The organism is Acidocella sp. C78 (assembly GCF_907164655.1).
The window spans coordinates 13,847-27,162 of the sequence record NZ_CAJQZK010000069.1 but is presented as its reverse complement, the minus strand read 5'-3'; the positions used below and the strand labels follow the sequence as shown (position 1 = coordinate 27,162).

Below are 13,316 nucleotides of genomic sequence, written 5' to 3'. Positions count from 1 at the left end.
GGGCATTCCAGCATACGACGCTCTCATGCAGCCGCTTCTTGAGCATTGCGCCGAGCGGGTCTGGTCGATGCGTGACCTGATCGAGCGCATATCGGACGATCTTGGCCTGAGCGCGGCCGAGCGGGCGGAGCAAATTCCAAGCGGCGGTGTTACGATCATCGCCAGCCGCGTCCACTGGGCGAAGACCTATCTGAAGCAGGCGGGCCTCGTCGAACAGCCGAAGCGTGGACTGGTGACCATTTCAGCCAAGGGGCGCGCATTGCTCGACCGTCCGGATGGGCGGCCGGTCACGCTCGACATGTTGCGGGCAGACCCAGTGTTCCAAGCTTTCCTCGCCCGGACAAAGCCTCGCAAATCCGGGCGAAGCGGCGGTGCGGATTCTGCCGAAGCTCAACTTCCGGTGGTCTCGCCGGTGTCCGAAACGCCGGAGGAACTGATCGAACAGGCCGCCGGAACGCTTGCCGAGGCGCTGCGAGAAAGCCTCCTGGCGCGCATCCTCGAAGCGACACCGTCGTTTTTCGAGCGCATGATCATCGATCTGCTCCTCAAAATGGGATACGGCGGCTCGCGTCTTGAGGCCGGCGAACAACTCGGTCGTTCGGGAGATGGCGGGGTCGATGGGGTCATCCGGGAGGATCGACTCGGGCTCGACCGCATTTACCTTCAGGCCAAGCGCTATCAGCCGGGGAACACGATCGGCAGTGAAACGGTTCAGGCGTTTCTCGGTGCGCTTGTCAATTACGGTGCCCAGAAGGGAGTGCTGATCACGACGTCGGGCTTTTCGAAAGCAGCAAGGGACAAGGCGGCGCAGTCCGGGCATTTGCGCCTCATCCTGATCGACGGAGACGAACTGACTCGTCTGCTGATCCGTTTTGGTGTCGGCGTCCGGGTGGCGAGCGTCGTCGAGATCAAGAAGATCGATCTCGACTATTTCGATGAAAGCGAGCCGGAGTAGCGTCTTTCGCTCCACCCGTGCGGTCCGCTGTTCACAGCGTCACGCTTCGGTTCAGGGCATGATCCGCCCTCGTCACCCGCCGCTGTGCGACAGCGCGCAGATGCGGATCGTCCGCTGCGTTGCGGTGCGGATCGGCCGGCACCTCGCCGCGTCAACCGTCAGGCCATAGGGCAGCAGGGCCGGCGTGGCGCCCGCCACGGGCAGGTTGGTCAGCAGAAACGCCGGTGCTGCGGCGTCGATCAGCCGGCGAACGACACGCTGCTCCGCCGGATCGGTGGCAAGCTCGGCGAGATTGACGAACCGGTTTCCCGGCGCCGCCAGCCGCATCGCAACGAAGCCGATCGGCGCGCCGCGCATCAGCACCACCGCGCCCGTCGGCAGTGCCGGCTGCCGTCCCTGCACGAGATGCTGGCCATAGGCGATCCGGCCCCAGCCCATCGGCTTGGTCACCGCGAGGCAGACCAGCAGGATCGCCAGTGTCAGCCTCGTCGTCGCGCGGGCGGGCAGCCATCGCCGCAGCGCCGTCGCCACCATGATGCCGGTGCAGACTTCCAGCGGCAGCGCATAGCGCAGGATCGAGAACAGCGGCAGCCAGGTCAGGTACGACGTGATCAGAAACCACCACAGCGCCCGCGCTGGCGGCGGCAGCGGCGCCATGCGCCGCCGCAACGCTCCGATGAGCGGTGCCGCGGCCGAGGTCACGGCGGCGAGCCAGGCCAGCGCGAAGCGCGGATCGCGCAGTTTCATATCGGTGACGATGAAGCTGCGCCCCTCGATCCAGTAGAACGGATAAGCGATCCACTGCATCGGCGATCGTGGCAGGAACCGCGTGTCCCGCGGGTCTAGATGCGGGGCGAGCGGCGCGTGGAACAGGTGGCCGAGCAGCGGGAAGAGCGGATCGTGGAAATGCCGCCACAGCAGCACGCCCCACCAGCCATATCCGAGCGCGAAAGCGAGCGTTGCCGCCAGCGCGAACCGCCAGGCATTGCCCAGTACCTCGCGCGGCGCCGGCGCCATGATCACAATTGCGCCCGCGAGCGGCACCACGAAGATCACCGCCGTCAGCTTCAGCGCGATGGCAAGGCCGCACAGGCCGCCCGCGATCGCGGCGGCGTGGCGCCACCGACCGACAATGGCGAGCAGCGCCGGCAGCACCACGCAGCCGGTCAGGATGTCGTCGAATGTCGTGCCGATTTCCGAGAGCGTCGTCGCCCCGGTCAGCCCGATCAGCGCTGCGAAGACCGCCCCCCACCGATCCTCGATCAGCGTCGCCGCGAGACGGAACACGATGAAGGCGAGACATCCGAAGGGCAGCCCGGCGCACAGCGCCAACAGCCGCGGCGCGTGGTCGAACAGCGCAGTCCGCGCCAGCAGATAGGGCATGTCCTGCAACGGGTTCAGATAACCCTGGAACCCGGCGGCGAAATAGTCGAGCCCGAGCCGCCCGTGCAGCGCCGCGAAGGGCGCGTAGAGGTGATAATTCTGCAAGTCCCAATTGGCATCGGTGCGGTAGGCGAGGGAGAGCAGCGCGCCGATGACAAGGCAGAAAACGAGTTCGGCGATCCGGCGCGGCGCAACCCCACGCACCGCCGCCGCGCGGCTGGGCCGGGGTCCCGCCGTGGGCGATGTCGAATTGCCATGCATGATGTCGTCATACATGAGACGTGGTCGCCGATCTATATCCGCGTGCGACGCTTTGCGTCCTTCGCCGAGCGAGAGAGTAGGACAATATTCCTAGAACGCTTTCCGATCCTGATGGATCGGATGATGCTCTATCATACTGATGAACCGAGCATCTTTATCCGATCAGATGGGATCATCTGATCGGATGATGCTCTAGGATTTTATCCCCAATCGCCGATCTGCGCCGCCCGCGCCCGGCGGGCAACGAAGCCGGCCCAGGCGCCAAAGGGGATCAGCGGCGCGAACACAACAACCGGCTTCCAGCCCGTCGCGGCGCCGAGAAACCCGATGACGACAAGCCCGCCGAACGCCGCGAACCCCCAGTAAACCAGGGCGATCAACCGCGGATCGACCCCGGCGCGGTGCGCCACCTGATAGAGATGCCCGCGATGCGCGCGGGCCAGGTTTTTCCCCGCCAGCGCCCGCCGCGCCAGGGTGAACGCGACATCGAGCAGCACGCCCGAGAGCAGCAGCGGCACCACCAGGAACGAGAGCTGCACGTCCTGGTAATGCGTCGCGGCAATGCCGAGCACCGCCAGCATGAAGCCGCAGAACTGGCTGCCGACATCGCCCATGAAAATCCGCGCGCGCGGCCAGTTGAACGGCATGAACCCGGCGACCCCGCCCGCCAGCAGCAGCGCCGTGGTGTAGACGAAGAAGCCGCCATGCAGCCCCGCGATCGCGGCGAGGAACAGGCAGGTCACCAGCGTGGTGCCGGCCGCGAGCCCGTCCAACCCGTCGATGAAGTTCATCGCGTTGGTGACGAACAGGATCCAGCCGAGCGACAGCACCGGCCCCGCGGCGCCGAGTGCCACCCCGCCGATCAACGGCAGATCGAACCGCACCGCCGAAATCCCCGACCCCACCGCCACCAGTGCCGCGGCGAACTGCGCGCCGAGCTTCACCGCGAAGGGAAAATCCCGCAAATCGTCGAGCAGCGACACCGCTGCGATCAGCACGGCCGCCGCGATCACCCGAGAAACACCGGCGCGGCCAGCCGCGAGACATGCCCATAGCGGTACAGCAGCACGATGCCGAGCAGAAACGCGCTGACAATGCCGACCCCGCCGGCCTTTGGCATCACCTTCGTATGGGCCTTGCGCGCGTCCGGCCGGTCCGGCACGCCGATGGCGATCATCAGCCGCACGACGAAGCCCGAAAACAGCGCAAGCCCGGCGAACAAGGCGAGGTGCCGCGGCAAGGCCAGCGAGGCGATGCCGGTATGGGGAAAATACGAAACCGTGTTCATGCGGCGCTATCCATGAACGAAGTTCGGCGCCGCATCAATCAGGCCCGCCTACCCGGCGTTTGCGGTGGCAGCGCCTGGCATGAAGGCCGCGCCGGCCTCGCGCAGGAAGCCGAGCAGCGCGGCCGAGGCCGGCATCATCGTCCGCTCCGCGAGATGCACGGCGAACCACTGGCGGATCACCGGCGTGCCCCTGATATCGAGCCGGGTCAGCCGGCCATCGCGCAATTCGGCGTCGATCGTGTGCGCCGAGAGAAAGGCGATGCCGAGCCCGGCCATCACCGCCTGCTTGATCGTCTCGTTGCTGCTGATCTGCATGCCAAGGCGCGGCGCGATGCCGGCGGCGGCGGCATAGGCCTCCATCAGCCGCCGCGTGCCGCTGCCCGCCTCGCGCGTCAGCATCACCTCGGCGTTCAGCTCCTCCGGCGGCACGTCCCGTCGCCCCGCGAGCCGATGGCCGGGCGGCGCGATCACCACATGCGGATGATCGCCGATCAGGTCGGCGATCACCTTCATGTCGGTCGGCGGCCGCCCCATGATCGCGAGGTCGACATCGTGCTGCGCGAGGCCGGTGATGATCTCGTCCCGGTTGCCCACCGTCAGCCGCAATTCGATGCCCGGATGCGCCGCGGCAAAGGCGGCGAGGGCGCGCGGCGCGTAATATTTCGCCGTGCTGATGATGCCGACATGCACCGCCCCGCGCTCGGCCCCGCTCAGCGCCGCGATGCCCGCCTCGGTCTCCCGCAGCACCGCCTCGATCCGCGCCGCGGCCTCCGCGACCAGCCGTCCGGCCGCCGTCAGCGCCATGCTGCCGGTCGAGCGCTCGGCCAACGGCACGCCCAGCTGGTCCTCCGCCGCCTTGATCTGCAGCGTCACCGCCGGCGGCGAAACGTGCAGGTCGCCGGCCGCCCGCGTCACCGAACCGTGCCGGCCGAGTGCCGCCACGGCGCGCAACTGGCGAAGCGTGATATTCAACATTTCTCCAAAGTAACGCTTAATTTTCATTCGAGCAAATTAAGCATTCCAAATTTTTGCGCCGCCGCTGTCCTGCGTTATGGCGGGCGGAGATTTTGGATGCGGTTGATGCTCGGGAGCAGGGATGCGGCAGTTCGACGTGATCATTCTGGGCGCCGGCGCCGCCGGGCTGATGGCCGCGATCGCCGCCGGCCGGCGCGGCCGCAGCGTGCTGGTGCTCGACCATGCGCCCGAACCCGGCCGCAAGATCCTGATTTCCGGCGGCGGGCGCTGCAACTTCACCAACATCCACACCGCGCCCGACCGCTTCTTCTCGGAAAACCGCCGGTTCTGCGCCTCGGCGCTGGCCGGGTTCGGGCCGCGCGATGTCCTCGCCATGATCGTGTCCCACCGCATCGCCTGGCATGAAAAGACGCTCGGCCAGCTCTTCTGCGACGGGTCGGCCCGCGCCATCGTCGCCATGCTGCTCGCCGAATGCGCCGCCGCCGGCGTCGAGATCCGCACCGGTTGCACCATCACCGAGGTCGGCGGCGCGCCGGGCTTCCGCCTCGCCACCTCGGCCGGCCCGTTCGCCGCCGGATCGCTGATTCTCGCCACCGGCGGCCTGTCGATCCCGAAACTCGGCGCAACCGGCTTCGCTCACGATCTCGCCGCCCGCTTCGGCCTGCGCATCGTCAAGCCGCTTCCGGCGCTGGTGCCGCTGGTGCTGGAGGGCGAGGAGCGCGCCCGCGCCACCCCGCTGGCCGGCGTCTCGCAGCCGGTCGTCGCCGCCTGCGGCCGCGCCCGCTTCCGCGAGGCCATGCTGTTCACCCATCGCGGCCTGTCCGGCCCCGCCATCCTTCAGGTCTCGACTGCCTGGCGCGCCGGCATGGAAATCGGCATCGACCTGCTGCCCGACGAAAGCCCCGACTTCCTGCTCCGCCGCAAGCGCGAGGCGCCGAAATCCGCGCTGCGCACCCTGCTCGGCGGGGTGATGCCGCAGCGCATGGCGGACGCATTCCTGCCCGCCACTCTGCCGCCCGGCCCGATCGCCGCGCTGGCCGATCGCGCGCTGCTTGATCTCGCCGCCCGGCTCAAATCCTGGACAATCGTGCCCGCCGGCACCGAGGGCTACGCCAAGGCGGAGGTCACCGCCGGCGGGGTGGACACGGCGGATCTGTCGCAGCGCACCCTGGCCGCAACGCGCGTGCCTGGCCTGTTCGTGGTGGGCGAGGCGGTGGATGTCACCGGCTGGCTGGGCGGCTACAATTTCCAGTGGGCCTGGGCCAGCGGCTGGGCCGCCGGCAGCGCGGCCTGACCGGAAGGATCAGCCCGGCGTCGTTCAGGCGGTCACCCGCGCCGGCCCGCCGAGGATCGGCGCATTGCCCGCCCCGAGGATCGGCGCATTGCCCGCCCCGAGGATCGGCGCATTGCCCGCGCCGGTAATCGTCGCCCGGCCCAGCGCCGGTGCCGTCTTGGGGCCGGCATCCGCCGCCGAACCGGCGGCGGCCGGGTCGGCGCGGCGCGGCGCGGGCTTGCGGGCGGGAGTGTGGGCGGCGGCGAAGGCGCGCAGATCGGCGGCGACGCGGTCGAGCACCCCGGCCCAGTCCCCCTGGGTCGTCTGGCGATAGATCCGCATGCCCGGATACCAGGGCGAGTCCGCGCGGTCCTGCATCCAGCGCCAGCACCCGTCCCGCCGCGACAGCATCCAGACCGGCGTGCCCAGCGCGCCGGCGAGATGCGCCACCGAGGTATCCACCGCGATCACGAGGTCGAGTTGCTCGACCAGCGCCGCGGTGTCGGCGAAATCCGTCACCTCGCCCATGAGATCGACCGCCTCCAGCGCCGCCGGCAGCCCCGTGCGGTCCTTCTGCAGGTTGTAGAACCGCACCCCCCCGATGCCCGCGAGCCGGGCGAGCAGCGCGGGATCGCCGATCGAGCGCCGCCGGTCGATCACCTCGCAATTGATGTCGTCGGGCCTTGAGCCACCGGCCCAAACCAGGCCGACCCGCAGCTTCGCCTCATCCCCGACCCGCGCCGCCCAGTCCGCCCGCAGCGCATCGGGCGGGGCGAGATAGGGGATGGTCGCCGGAATCGTCTCGATCGTGGTGCCGAACAGCCAGGGCAGGCTCATCAGCAGGGCGTGCATGTCGGCCCGCGGCGTAGCACTGCCGCGCGCGACAACCTCGGCGACGCCGTCCATGCCCCGCACCAGCCGTGCCAGTTCCGGCGGAACCTCCAGCACCACCTCCGCCCCGCGCGCGGCGACCAGCGGCGCATAGCGGACGAATTGCAGCGTGTCGCCCAGCCCCTGCTCGGCGACGAGCAGGATGCGGCGGCCGGCCAGATCCTCTCCCCGCCACGCGGGGCCGGCCTCGGCGGCAACCGGTTCGCGCCCGCGCCATTCGTGCTCGGCCCAGCCGCGCCGGAAATCGCCCGCCGCCAGCAGGGTGAGCGAAAGATTGTAGCGCCAGGTCGCGTTGCCCGGCTCCAGCCGATAACAGCGCTCGTGCATCACCAGCGCCGCGCCGACCTCGCCGAGGCAATGCAGCGCGTTGGCGAGATTGTTCAGCACGCCGGCATGCAGCGGGCTACGCGCCAGCGCCTCGCCATAGACCCGCGCCGCCTCGCTGAATTCGCCGAGATCGAAATGCTTGCCGCCGAGGCAGATCAGCGCATCGATATTCTCCGGCAATTGCGCGACGCCTTCGAGTGCCATCGCCTTGGCCTGCTCGAACAGGCCGAGCTGCCGCAGCGCCTCGGCCATGCCGCAATAAGCGAGCCCGAGCCGCGGCGCGGCGCGCACGCAGGCAAGATAGGCCTCGATCGCCTCTTTCGGCCGGCCCGACAGCTGCAGCGCGTTGGCGCGGTTCAGCAACGCCTCCGGCTGGGCCGGCGCCCGTTCGAGGCAGGCGGCGAAGAGGGCGGCGGCCTCCTCGTGACGTCCCGCGGCAACGGCCTGATTGCCGGCCTCGAACATCTGTCTGGCGTGTGCATCCATCGGCGGGGACCCTCTTGGTCGTCGAGCCTCGGACCCTCGCATGAAAAGTTTAACGCGGGGTTTCCGGCGCGACCTCCGCCTGCCTGATCCAGCCGGATTCGCCCTGCTGCCAGTAGGTCAGCGCGTGGCCGGCGGCGCGCGCCGCCTTCCAGCGCGTCCGCGCCGCCGCCACCGCGTCCGGATCGTTGCCGTCGAACAGGTCGAACACCCGCTCGAAACCCTCCAGCGCCGCCGTCGCCCCATCCACCAGAAACAGGAACCGCGCGCCGTTCGGCACATCCTCGCCGGTGGTCAGCCAGATCGGCTGCGCCGCGCCATGACCCATCGCCGCGGTGCCGTGGGGCAGCCAGTCCACCCCCGGCGCGCGCCAGAGGGCGGCGTCCAGCGCCTCGATCCGGGCGGGATCGGTGCCGCGCACCACCGCTCGTGCGCCGGCGGCGAGGGTGCGGGCGAGCAGGGCGGGCAGGGCGGCGTCCAGCCCGGTGCGCGTCAGGTGGTAGAAGCCGACCTGCGCCATCGTCTTACGCGCGCCATCGTCTCATTCGATGACGATGCGCGGCCCGCGCGCCGTCCCGGCGCCATCGAGCCCCGCCGCCACCGCATCGGCCACCGCGGCGAAGGCGCGCCCGGCCTCGCTCTCCGGCGCGCTGGCAGCGATCGGCGTGCCGGCATCCGAGGTCTCGCGGATCGGCGCCAGCAGCGGCACCGCGCCAAGGAAGGGCACGCCGAGCCGCACCGCCTCGGCCTCGGCGCCGCCATGGCCGAAAATATCGGTCCGGGTGCCGCAATTCGGGCAGCAGAAGAAGCTCATGTTCTCGACCACGCCCAGAATCGGCACCCGCACCTGACGGAACATCGAGATGCCGCGCCGCGCATCGAGCAGCGAGATGTCCTGCGGGGTGGAGACGATGACCGCGCCGGCGAGCTTCAGCCGCTGGGCGAGGGTGAGCTGCACGTCGCCGGTGCCGGGCGGCAGGTCGAGCACCATCACATCCAGCTCGGGCCAGGCCACCTGCGTCATCAGCTGGGTCAGCGCGTTGAGCACCATCGGCCCGCGCCAGACCATCGCGGTTTCCTCCTCGACGACATGGCCGATCGAGATCGCCTTCAGCCCCCAGGCCTCGATCGGCACCAGCTTGTTGCCCGCCATCTCTGGCTTGCCCTTCGTGCCGAGCATGCGCGGCAGCGAGGGGCCGTAGATATCGGCATCGAGCAGGCCGACCCGCTTGCCCTGCCGCGCCAGCGCCACCGCGAGATTGACTGCGACGGTCGATTTCCCGACCCCGCCCTTGCCGGAGGCGACCGCGACGATCGACCCCACCTGGCCGAGCAGCGTGCCGGGTTCCTGCGCCTGCGTCTGGGCTTGCGGCTGCGGGGCGGCGGCGCGCGGGGCGGTGAACATCACCGTCGCGTTGCGCACGCCCGGCATCGCGGCGAGATCGGCCTCCAGCGCCCGGCGCATCGGTTCCTGCCGCGCGGCATCCGCCTTCGCCACCATCAGCGCCACCTGCACCAGCCCCTCGCGGGTGGCGACGCTGTCCACCATGCCGGCGGGAATGCCCGCGCCCTCCGCCGTGCGGAAGGCGCCGATGCGCGCGCGCACCGCAGTTTCATCTATCGCAGCCATGATTCTGTCCTTGTCAGCCTCTGGGTCAGCCTGTGGTCGGGTTTACGCCACGCCGGCGCGTTGGGAAATCTGCCCGCGCAGCAGCGCCGGATCGCTCACCGGCAGCGAGCAGGTCTGGGCGCGGCAGACGAAGGCGGCGGGTTCGGCGGCGCTCTTGCCATGCGCCGGGTGGCCCTCCGGCAGCGCGGCGGCGTCGCCCACCGGCAGCACCACCACCGCCGGGTCGAACTGGGCGAGGGCGGCGCGATGCAGTGCCGCGAAGCGCGGATCGGCCGCATCGCCGAGGATGACCACACTGGCGCCTTCCTCCAGCAGCGCCGCCGCGGCAAGCAGGGTGGGGAAGGCGGACAGCGCCCGCCGCTCGCCGGTATGCGAGGCGATCAGCGCCGCCGCCGCGTCGCGATGCGCCGGATTGCCGGTCAGGTGATGCAGGATCGCCAGAGCCTCGGCGAACAGGCCGGCGCCGGACGGCGTCGCGTTGTCGAACGAGGCGCGGGGGCGGATGGAGCCGGGCAGGTCGGCCGCGTCCGCGGCGGTGAGATACAGCCCGCCCTGGCCGTCGCCGAAAGCGGCGAGCGTCGCCGCGGCGACCCGCTCCGCCTGGTCGAGATAGGCGCCGCGCCCGGTCGCCTGGTAGAGAGCAAGGGTGGCGCGCAGCATCGCCGCCTGGTCGTCGAGCAGGCCGGAGGCCGAGATCTTGCCCCGGCGGATCGCATGGTCGAACCGCCCATCGGCGCGGCCGAGCAGGGCGGTGACGGCGCCGTGCGCGGCGATGGCGAGATCGAGCCAGTCCGGCCGGGCGAACACCGCGCTCGCCCGCGCCAGGGCGGCGATGGCGAGGCCGTTCCAGTCGGCCAGGATCTTGTCGTCCCAGCCGGGGCGGACCCGGCCTTCGCGGGCGGCGAACAGGCGGGCGCGCAGGGCGGCGAGGCGCGCCTCGGTTTCGGGGTGTTCGGGATGCGTCGCACGGGTGAGGATCAGCTTGCCCTCCCAGTTGCCGGCGGCGGGGCAGGGGTAGTGATCCTCGAACAGCGCCATGTCCGCCCCGAGCACGGATGCGATCTCCTCGCGCGTCCAGACATAGAATTTGCCTTCCTCGCCCTCGGAATCCGCATCCTCCGAGGCGGCGAAGGCGAGCGTGCCGTCGGGCGCGGGGTCGTGCTTCGCCCGCATGTCCCGCCGCAGCCACTCGACCAGCTCCTCGGCGCGGGCGGCGAGCAGCAGGTCCGGCTCGGCGGCATGGGCGAGGGCGAGCAGGTCGAGCAGCTGCGCGTTGTCGTAGAGCATCTTCTCGAAATGCGGCACCAGCCAGCTTTCATCGGTGGCGTAGCGGGCGAAGCCGCCGCCGAGATGGTCGCAGATGCCGCCCTGCGCCATCCGCGCGAGCATCAGCGCCACCACCGCGCCCGCCTCGTGCCGGCCGGTGCGGGCGTATTCGCCCCAGAGGAAGCGGAAGATCGGCGCGTTGGGGAATTTCGGCGCGCCGCGCAGCCCGCCCTCCTCCCAGTCCACCATGCCGAGGAACCGCTCGGTCACCGCCGCGAGATCGCCGGGGGCGATCGGCGCGCCGGGCTTCAGCTCGGCATGGGCGGCGATGCGCCTGAGCAGCGAGGCGCCGCTGCGGGCGAATTTCTCGCCGTCCTTCCTCCAGGCGTCGGCGACCATTTCCAGCACCTGCCGGAACGAGGGCCGGCCCCAGCGCGGCTCGGGCGGGAAATAGGTGCCGCCGAAGATCGGTGCGCCATCCGGCGTCATGATCACGGTGAGCGGCCAGCCGCCCTGCTCGCCCATCGCCTGCACCGCGGACATGTAGATGCCGTCGATATCCGGCCGTTCCTCGCGATCGACCTTGATGTTGACATAGAGCCGGTTCATCAGCGCCGCCGTCGCCGTGTCCTCGAAGCTCTCATGCGCCATCACGTGGCACCAGTGGCAGGCGGCATAGCCGATCGAGAGCAGGATGAGTTTTTTCTCCGCCCGCGCCGCGGCCAGCGTCGCGTCCGACCACATCTGCCAGTGCACCGGATTGTCGGCGTGCTGGAGCAGATAGGGCGAGGTGGCGTCGGCGAGGGTGTTGCGGTCGAGCGTGCTGGACATGGAACTGCGGTCTTTCTGAAGCGTTGCTGCTCCGGTAGATAGCAGTCCGGCGCCCGAACGCGAGGGCTCATCCCGAGATTGATATGAAAGCTGAACGACATGAATGATGTTCCGGCACAGCCGCCGTATTTCACCCATCACGTCTTCGTCTGCGGCAATCACCGGCCGGAGGGCCATCAGCGCGGCTCCTGCGGCGGCAAGGGATCGGAAAAACTGCGCGACTACATGAAGGCTCGCGCGAAGGAACTCGGGCTTCAGGGCGTGCGGATCAACGCCGCTGGCTGTCTCGACCGCTGCGAGCACGGGCCGACGGTGGTGATCTACCCGGCGGGCCGCTGGTATCGCGTGCCGGACCGCGACGCGGTGGACCGCATCCTGACCGAGGATGTGCAGGGCGGCCGCCCGGTCGCCGAACTGATGCTGCCGGGCGAGGTCGCGCCGGCGAAATGAGGTTCGCTCCGCCCGACGTGATCTTCGCGCCGGCGAGCGGCGTCGGCGGCGCGATTTCGCTCCTTCGCCTCAGCGGGACGGGGGTGGCGCGGGTGATCGGGGCGCTGGCCGGCGGCCTGCCGGCGCCGCGCCGCGCCAGCCTGCGGAATTTTCGCGATGAGCGGAGCGGGCTCATCGATCGCGGGCTGCTGCTGTGGTTTCCCGGCCCGGCCAGCGTGACCGGCGAGGATTATGCCGAATTCCATTTGCATGGCGGCCGGGCGGTGCGCGCGGCGATCACCGCCGCCCTGCTCGCCCTGGGCGCGCGGCCGGCGGAACCGGGGGAATTCTCCCGCCGCGCCTTTCTCAACGGCCGGCTCGATCTGCTGGAGGCCGAGGGCATCGCCGATCTGATCGACGCCGAGACCGAGGCGCAGCGGCAACTCGCCCTCGACCTTGCCGGCGGGGCGATGAGCCGGGCGGTCGGCGCCTGGCGGGAGTCGCTGATCGGGCTGATGGCGCAGCTCGCGGCGCTGATCGACTTCGCCGATGAAGACCTGCCGGCGGATGTCGAGGCCGCGATGCTGGCGGCGATGGCGGGGCTGCGCGACGACATCGCGGCCGCCATCGGCGCCGGGCTCGCGGCGGAGCGGCTGCGCGAGGGGGTGGAGATCGTCGTGCTCGGCGCGCCGAATGCCGGCAAATCCACCCTGGTCAACGCGCTTGCCGGCGAGGAGGTCGCGATCGTCTCCGACATTCCGGGGACGACGCGGGATGCGATCGGCGTGCGGCTCGACCTCGGCGGGGTTCCGGTCCGGCTGGTGGATACGGCGGGGCTGCGGCGATCGGACGACGCGATCGAGGCGGAGGGCGTGCGCCGCGCCGAGGCCCATGCGCGCCGGGCTGATCTTTTGCTCCTCTGTGGTGCCGCGCCCGATTTTTCGCTGCCGGACGCGCCGTCGGATGTGCCCGCACTTTGGGTGGCGACCAAGGCGGATCTGGGCGGCGCGGTGCCGGAGCGCATGCTGGCGGTGAGTGCGAAGACCGGCGCCGGGCTGGAGGAACTGCTGGCGGCGTTGCGCGCGCGGGTCGAGGCGCTGGTGGAGCGCGGCGCCGGGCCGGCGCTTCCGCGGCCGCGGCAGATCGCCTGCCTGCGCGATGTCGCGCAGGCGCTGGACCGGGCGCTGGCGGTCGGCGTGCCGGAATTGCGGGCCGAGGAATTGCAGGCGGCGGCGGCGGCGCTGGCCCGGCTGACCGGGACGATCGGCGTCGAGGACGTGCTGGATCAGGTATTTTCCAGCTTCTGCATCGGCAAATAGCCTTC

The 13,316-nt window shown here is 70.3% G+C and carries 12 protein-coding genes; 4 read left to right on the top strand and 8 right to left on the bottom strand.

The features are described from left to right. Window positions 1-25: 25 nt before the first annotated feature. Window positions 26-955: a restriction endonuclease gene (locus ACIDOCELLA78_RS87690; RefSeq protein ID WP_201728486.1), complete on the top strand. Its 930-nt coding sequence runs from the start codon at window positions 26-28 to the stop codon at window positions 953-955. 72 nt (window positions 956-1,027) lie between these two features. On the opposite strand, the gene ACIDOCELLA78_RS87685 is transcribed toward ACIDOCELLA78_RS87690, so the two are convergent. The 4 genes from ACIDOCELLA78_RS87685 to ACIDOCELLA78_RS87670 form a co-directional block, all read right to left on the bottom strand. Beyond that, window positions 1,028-2,614, bottom strand: a complete 1,587-nt coding sequence (locus tag ACIDOCELLA78_RS87685; RefSeq protein WP_201728485.1) for a hypothetical protein — start codon at window positions 2,612-2,614, stop codon at window positions 1,028-1,030. Window positions 2,615-2,799: 185 nt separating this feature from the next. Beyond that, the gene (locus ACIDOCELLA78_RS87680) at window positions 2,800-3,597 is read right to left on the bottom strand and encodes an undecaprenyl/decaprenyl-phosphate alpha-N-acetylglucosaminyl 1-phosphate transferase (protein ID WP_249675688.1); all 798 of its coding nucleotides are present in this window, start codon (window positions 3,595-3,597) and stop codon (window positions 2,800-2,802) included. An 11-nt stretch (window positions 3,598-3,608) separates the two neighbouring features. Further along, entirely contained in the window at window positions 3,609-3,887 is a 279-nt protein-coding gene (locus ACIDOCELLA78_RS87675) for a hypothetical protein (protein WP_249675685.1), read from the bottom strand. A 48-nt stretch (window positions 3,888-3,935) separates the two neighbouring features. After that, window positions 3,936-4,862 (bottom strand): LysR family transcriptional regulator, encoded by a 927-nt coding sequence (locus ACIDOCELLA78_RS87670; protein ID WP_201728484.1) that lies wholly within the window; start codon window positions 4,860-4,862, stop codon window positions 3,936-3,938. Between the two features lie 121 nt (window positions 4,863-4,983). On the opposite strand from ACIDOCELLA78_RS87670, the gene ACIDOCELLA78_RS87665 reads away from it, so the two are divergent. After that, window positions 4,984-6,156, top strand: a complete 1,173-nt coding sequence (locus tag ACIDOCELLA78_RS87665; protein WP_201728483.1) for an aminoacetone oxidase family FAD-binding enzyme — start codon at window positions 4,984-4,986, stop codon at window positions 6,154-6,156. Between the two features lie 24 nt (window positions 6,157-6,180). Here ACIDOCELLA78_RS87665 and ACIDOCELLA78_RS87660 read toward each other — a convergent pair whose 3' ends face one another. Genes ACIDOCELLA78_RS87660 through ACIDOCELLA78_RS87645 form a run of 4 tightly spaced genes read right to left on the bottom strand, consistent with a single transcriptional unit; the run spans window position 6,181 to window position 11,563 of the window. Then, window positions 6,181-7,839, bottom strand: coding sequence for a tetratricopeptide repeat protein (locus tag ACIDOCELLA78_RS87660; protein WP_201728482.1), 1,659 nt, complete (start codon window positions 7,837-7,839; stop codon window positions 6,181-6,183). A 49-nt stretch (window positions 7,840-7,888) separates the two neighbouring features. Beyond that, window positions 7,889-8,356, bottom strand: a complete 468-nt coding sequence (locus tag ACIDOCELLA78_RS87655; protein WP_201728481.1) for a DNA polymerase III subunit chi — start codon at window positions 8,354-8,356, stop codon at window positions 7,889-7,891. Window positions 8,357-8,377: 21 nt separating this feature from the next. Continuing rightward, window positions 8,378-9,466: an Mrp/NBP35 family ATP-binding protein gene (locus tag ACIDOCELLA78_RS87650; protein WP_201728480.1), complete on the bottom strand. Its 1,089-nt coding sequence runs from the start codon at window positions 9,464-9,466 to the stop codon at window positions 8,378-8,380. A gap of 42 nt (window positions 9,467-9,508) precedes the next feature. Beyond that, a complete protein-coding gene (locus tag ACIDOCELLA78_RS87645) occupies window positions 9,509-11,563 on the bottom strand; it encodes a thioredoxin domain-containing protein (RefSeq protein WP_201728479.1) in 2,055 nt (684 codons plus the stop codon). Between the two features lie 99 nt (window positions 11,564-11,662). Here ACIDOCELLA78_RS87645 and ACIDOCELLA78_RS87640 point away from each other — a divergent pair, with 99 nt between their 5' ends. Together ACIDOCELLA78_RS87640 and mnmE are read left to right on the top strand one after the other, a co-directional pair. Beyond that, window positions 11,663-12,013, top strand: coding sequence for a ferredoxin (locus ACIDOCELLA78_RS87640; protein WP_201728478.1), 351 nt, complete (start codon window positions 11,663-11,665; stop codon window positions 12,011-12,013). Continuing rightward, window positions 12,010-13,311 (top strand): tRNA uridine-5-carboxymethylaminomethyl(34) synthesis GTPase MnmE, encoded by a 1,302-nt coding sequence (gene mnmE / locus ACIDOCELLA78_RS87635; RefSeq protein ID WP_201728477.1) that lies wholly within the window; start codon window positions 12,010-12,012, stop codon window positions 13,309-13,311. Before ACIDOCELLA78_RS87640 ends, mnmE begins: the two co-directional genes overlap by 4 nt. Window positions 13,312-13,316 lie beyond the last annotated feature (5 nt).

Coding starts and splice junctions, on each gene's coding strand:
- ACIDOCELLA78_RS87650 (WP_201728480.1), bottom strand. CDS start 9,466: ATGGCTGCGATAGATGAAACTGCGGTGCGCGCGCGCATCGGCGCCTTC.
- ACIDOCELLA78_RS87685 (WP_201728485.1), bottom strand. CDS start 2,614: ATGTATGACGACATCATGCATGGCAATTCGACATCGCCCACGGCGGGA.
- ACIDOCELLA78_RS87645 (WP_201728479.1), bottom strand. CDS start 11,563: ATGTCCAGCACGCTCGACCGCAACACCCTCGCCGACGCCACCTCGCCC.
- ACIDOCELLA78_RS87640 (WP_201728478.1), top strand. CDS start 11,663: ATGAATGATGTTCCGGCACAGCCGCCGTATTTCACCCATCACGTCTTC.
- ACIDOCELLA78_RS87660 (WP_201728482.1), bottom strand. CDS start 7,839: ATGGATGCACACGCCAGACAGATGTTCGAGGCCGGCAATCAGGCCGTT.
- ACIDOCELLA78_RS87655 (WP_201728481.1), bottom strand. CDS start 8,356: ATGGCGCAGGTCGGCTTCTACCACCTGACGCGCACCGGGCTGGACGCC.
- ACIDOCELLA78_RS87675 (WP_249675685.1), bottom strand. CDS start 3,887: ATGAACACGGTTTCGTATTTTCCCCATACCGGCATCGCCTCGCTGGCC.
- ACIDOCELLA78_RS87690 (WP_201728486.1), top strand. CDS start 26: ATGCAGCCGCTTCTTGAGCATTGCGCCGAGCGGGTCTGGTCGATGCGT.
- ACIDOCELLA78_RS87665 (WP_201728483.1), top strand. CDS start 4,984: ATGCGGCAGTTCGACGTGATCATTCTGGGCGCCGGCGCCGCCGGGCTG.
- ACIDOCELLA78_RS87670 (WP_201728484.1), bottom strand. CDS start 4,862: ATGTTGAATATCACGCTTCGCCAGTTGCGCGCCGTGGCGGCACTCGGC.
- mnmE (WP_201728477.1), top strand. CDS start 12,010: ATGAGGTTCGCTCCGCCCGACGTGATCTTCGCGCCGGCGAGCGGCGTC.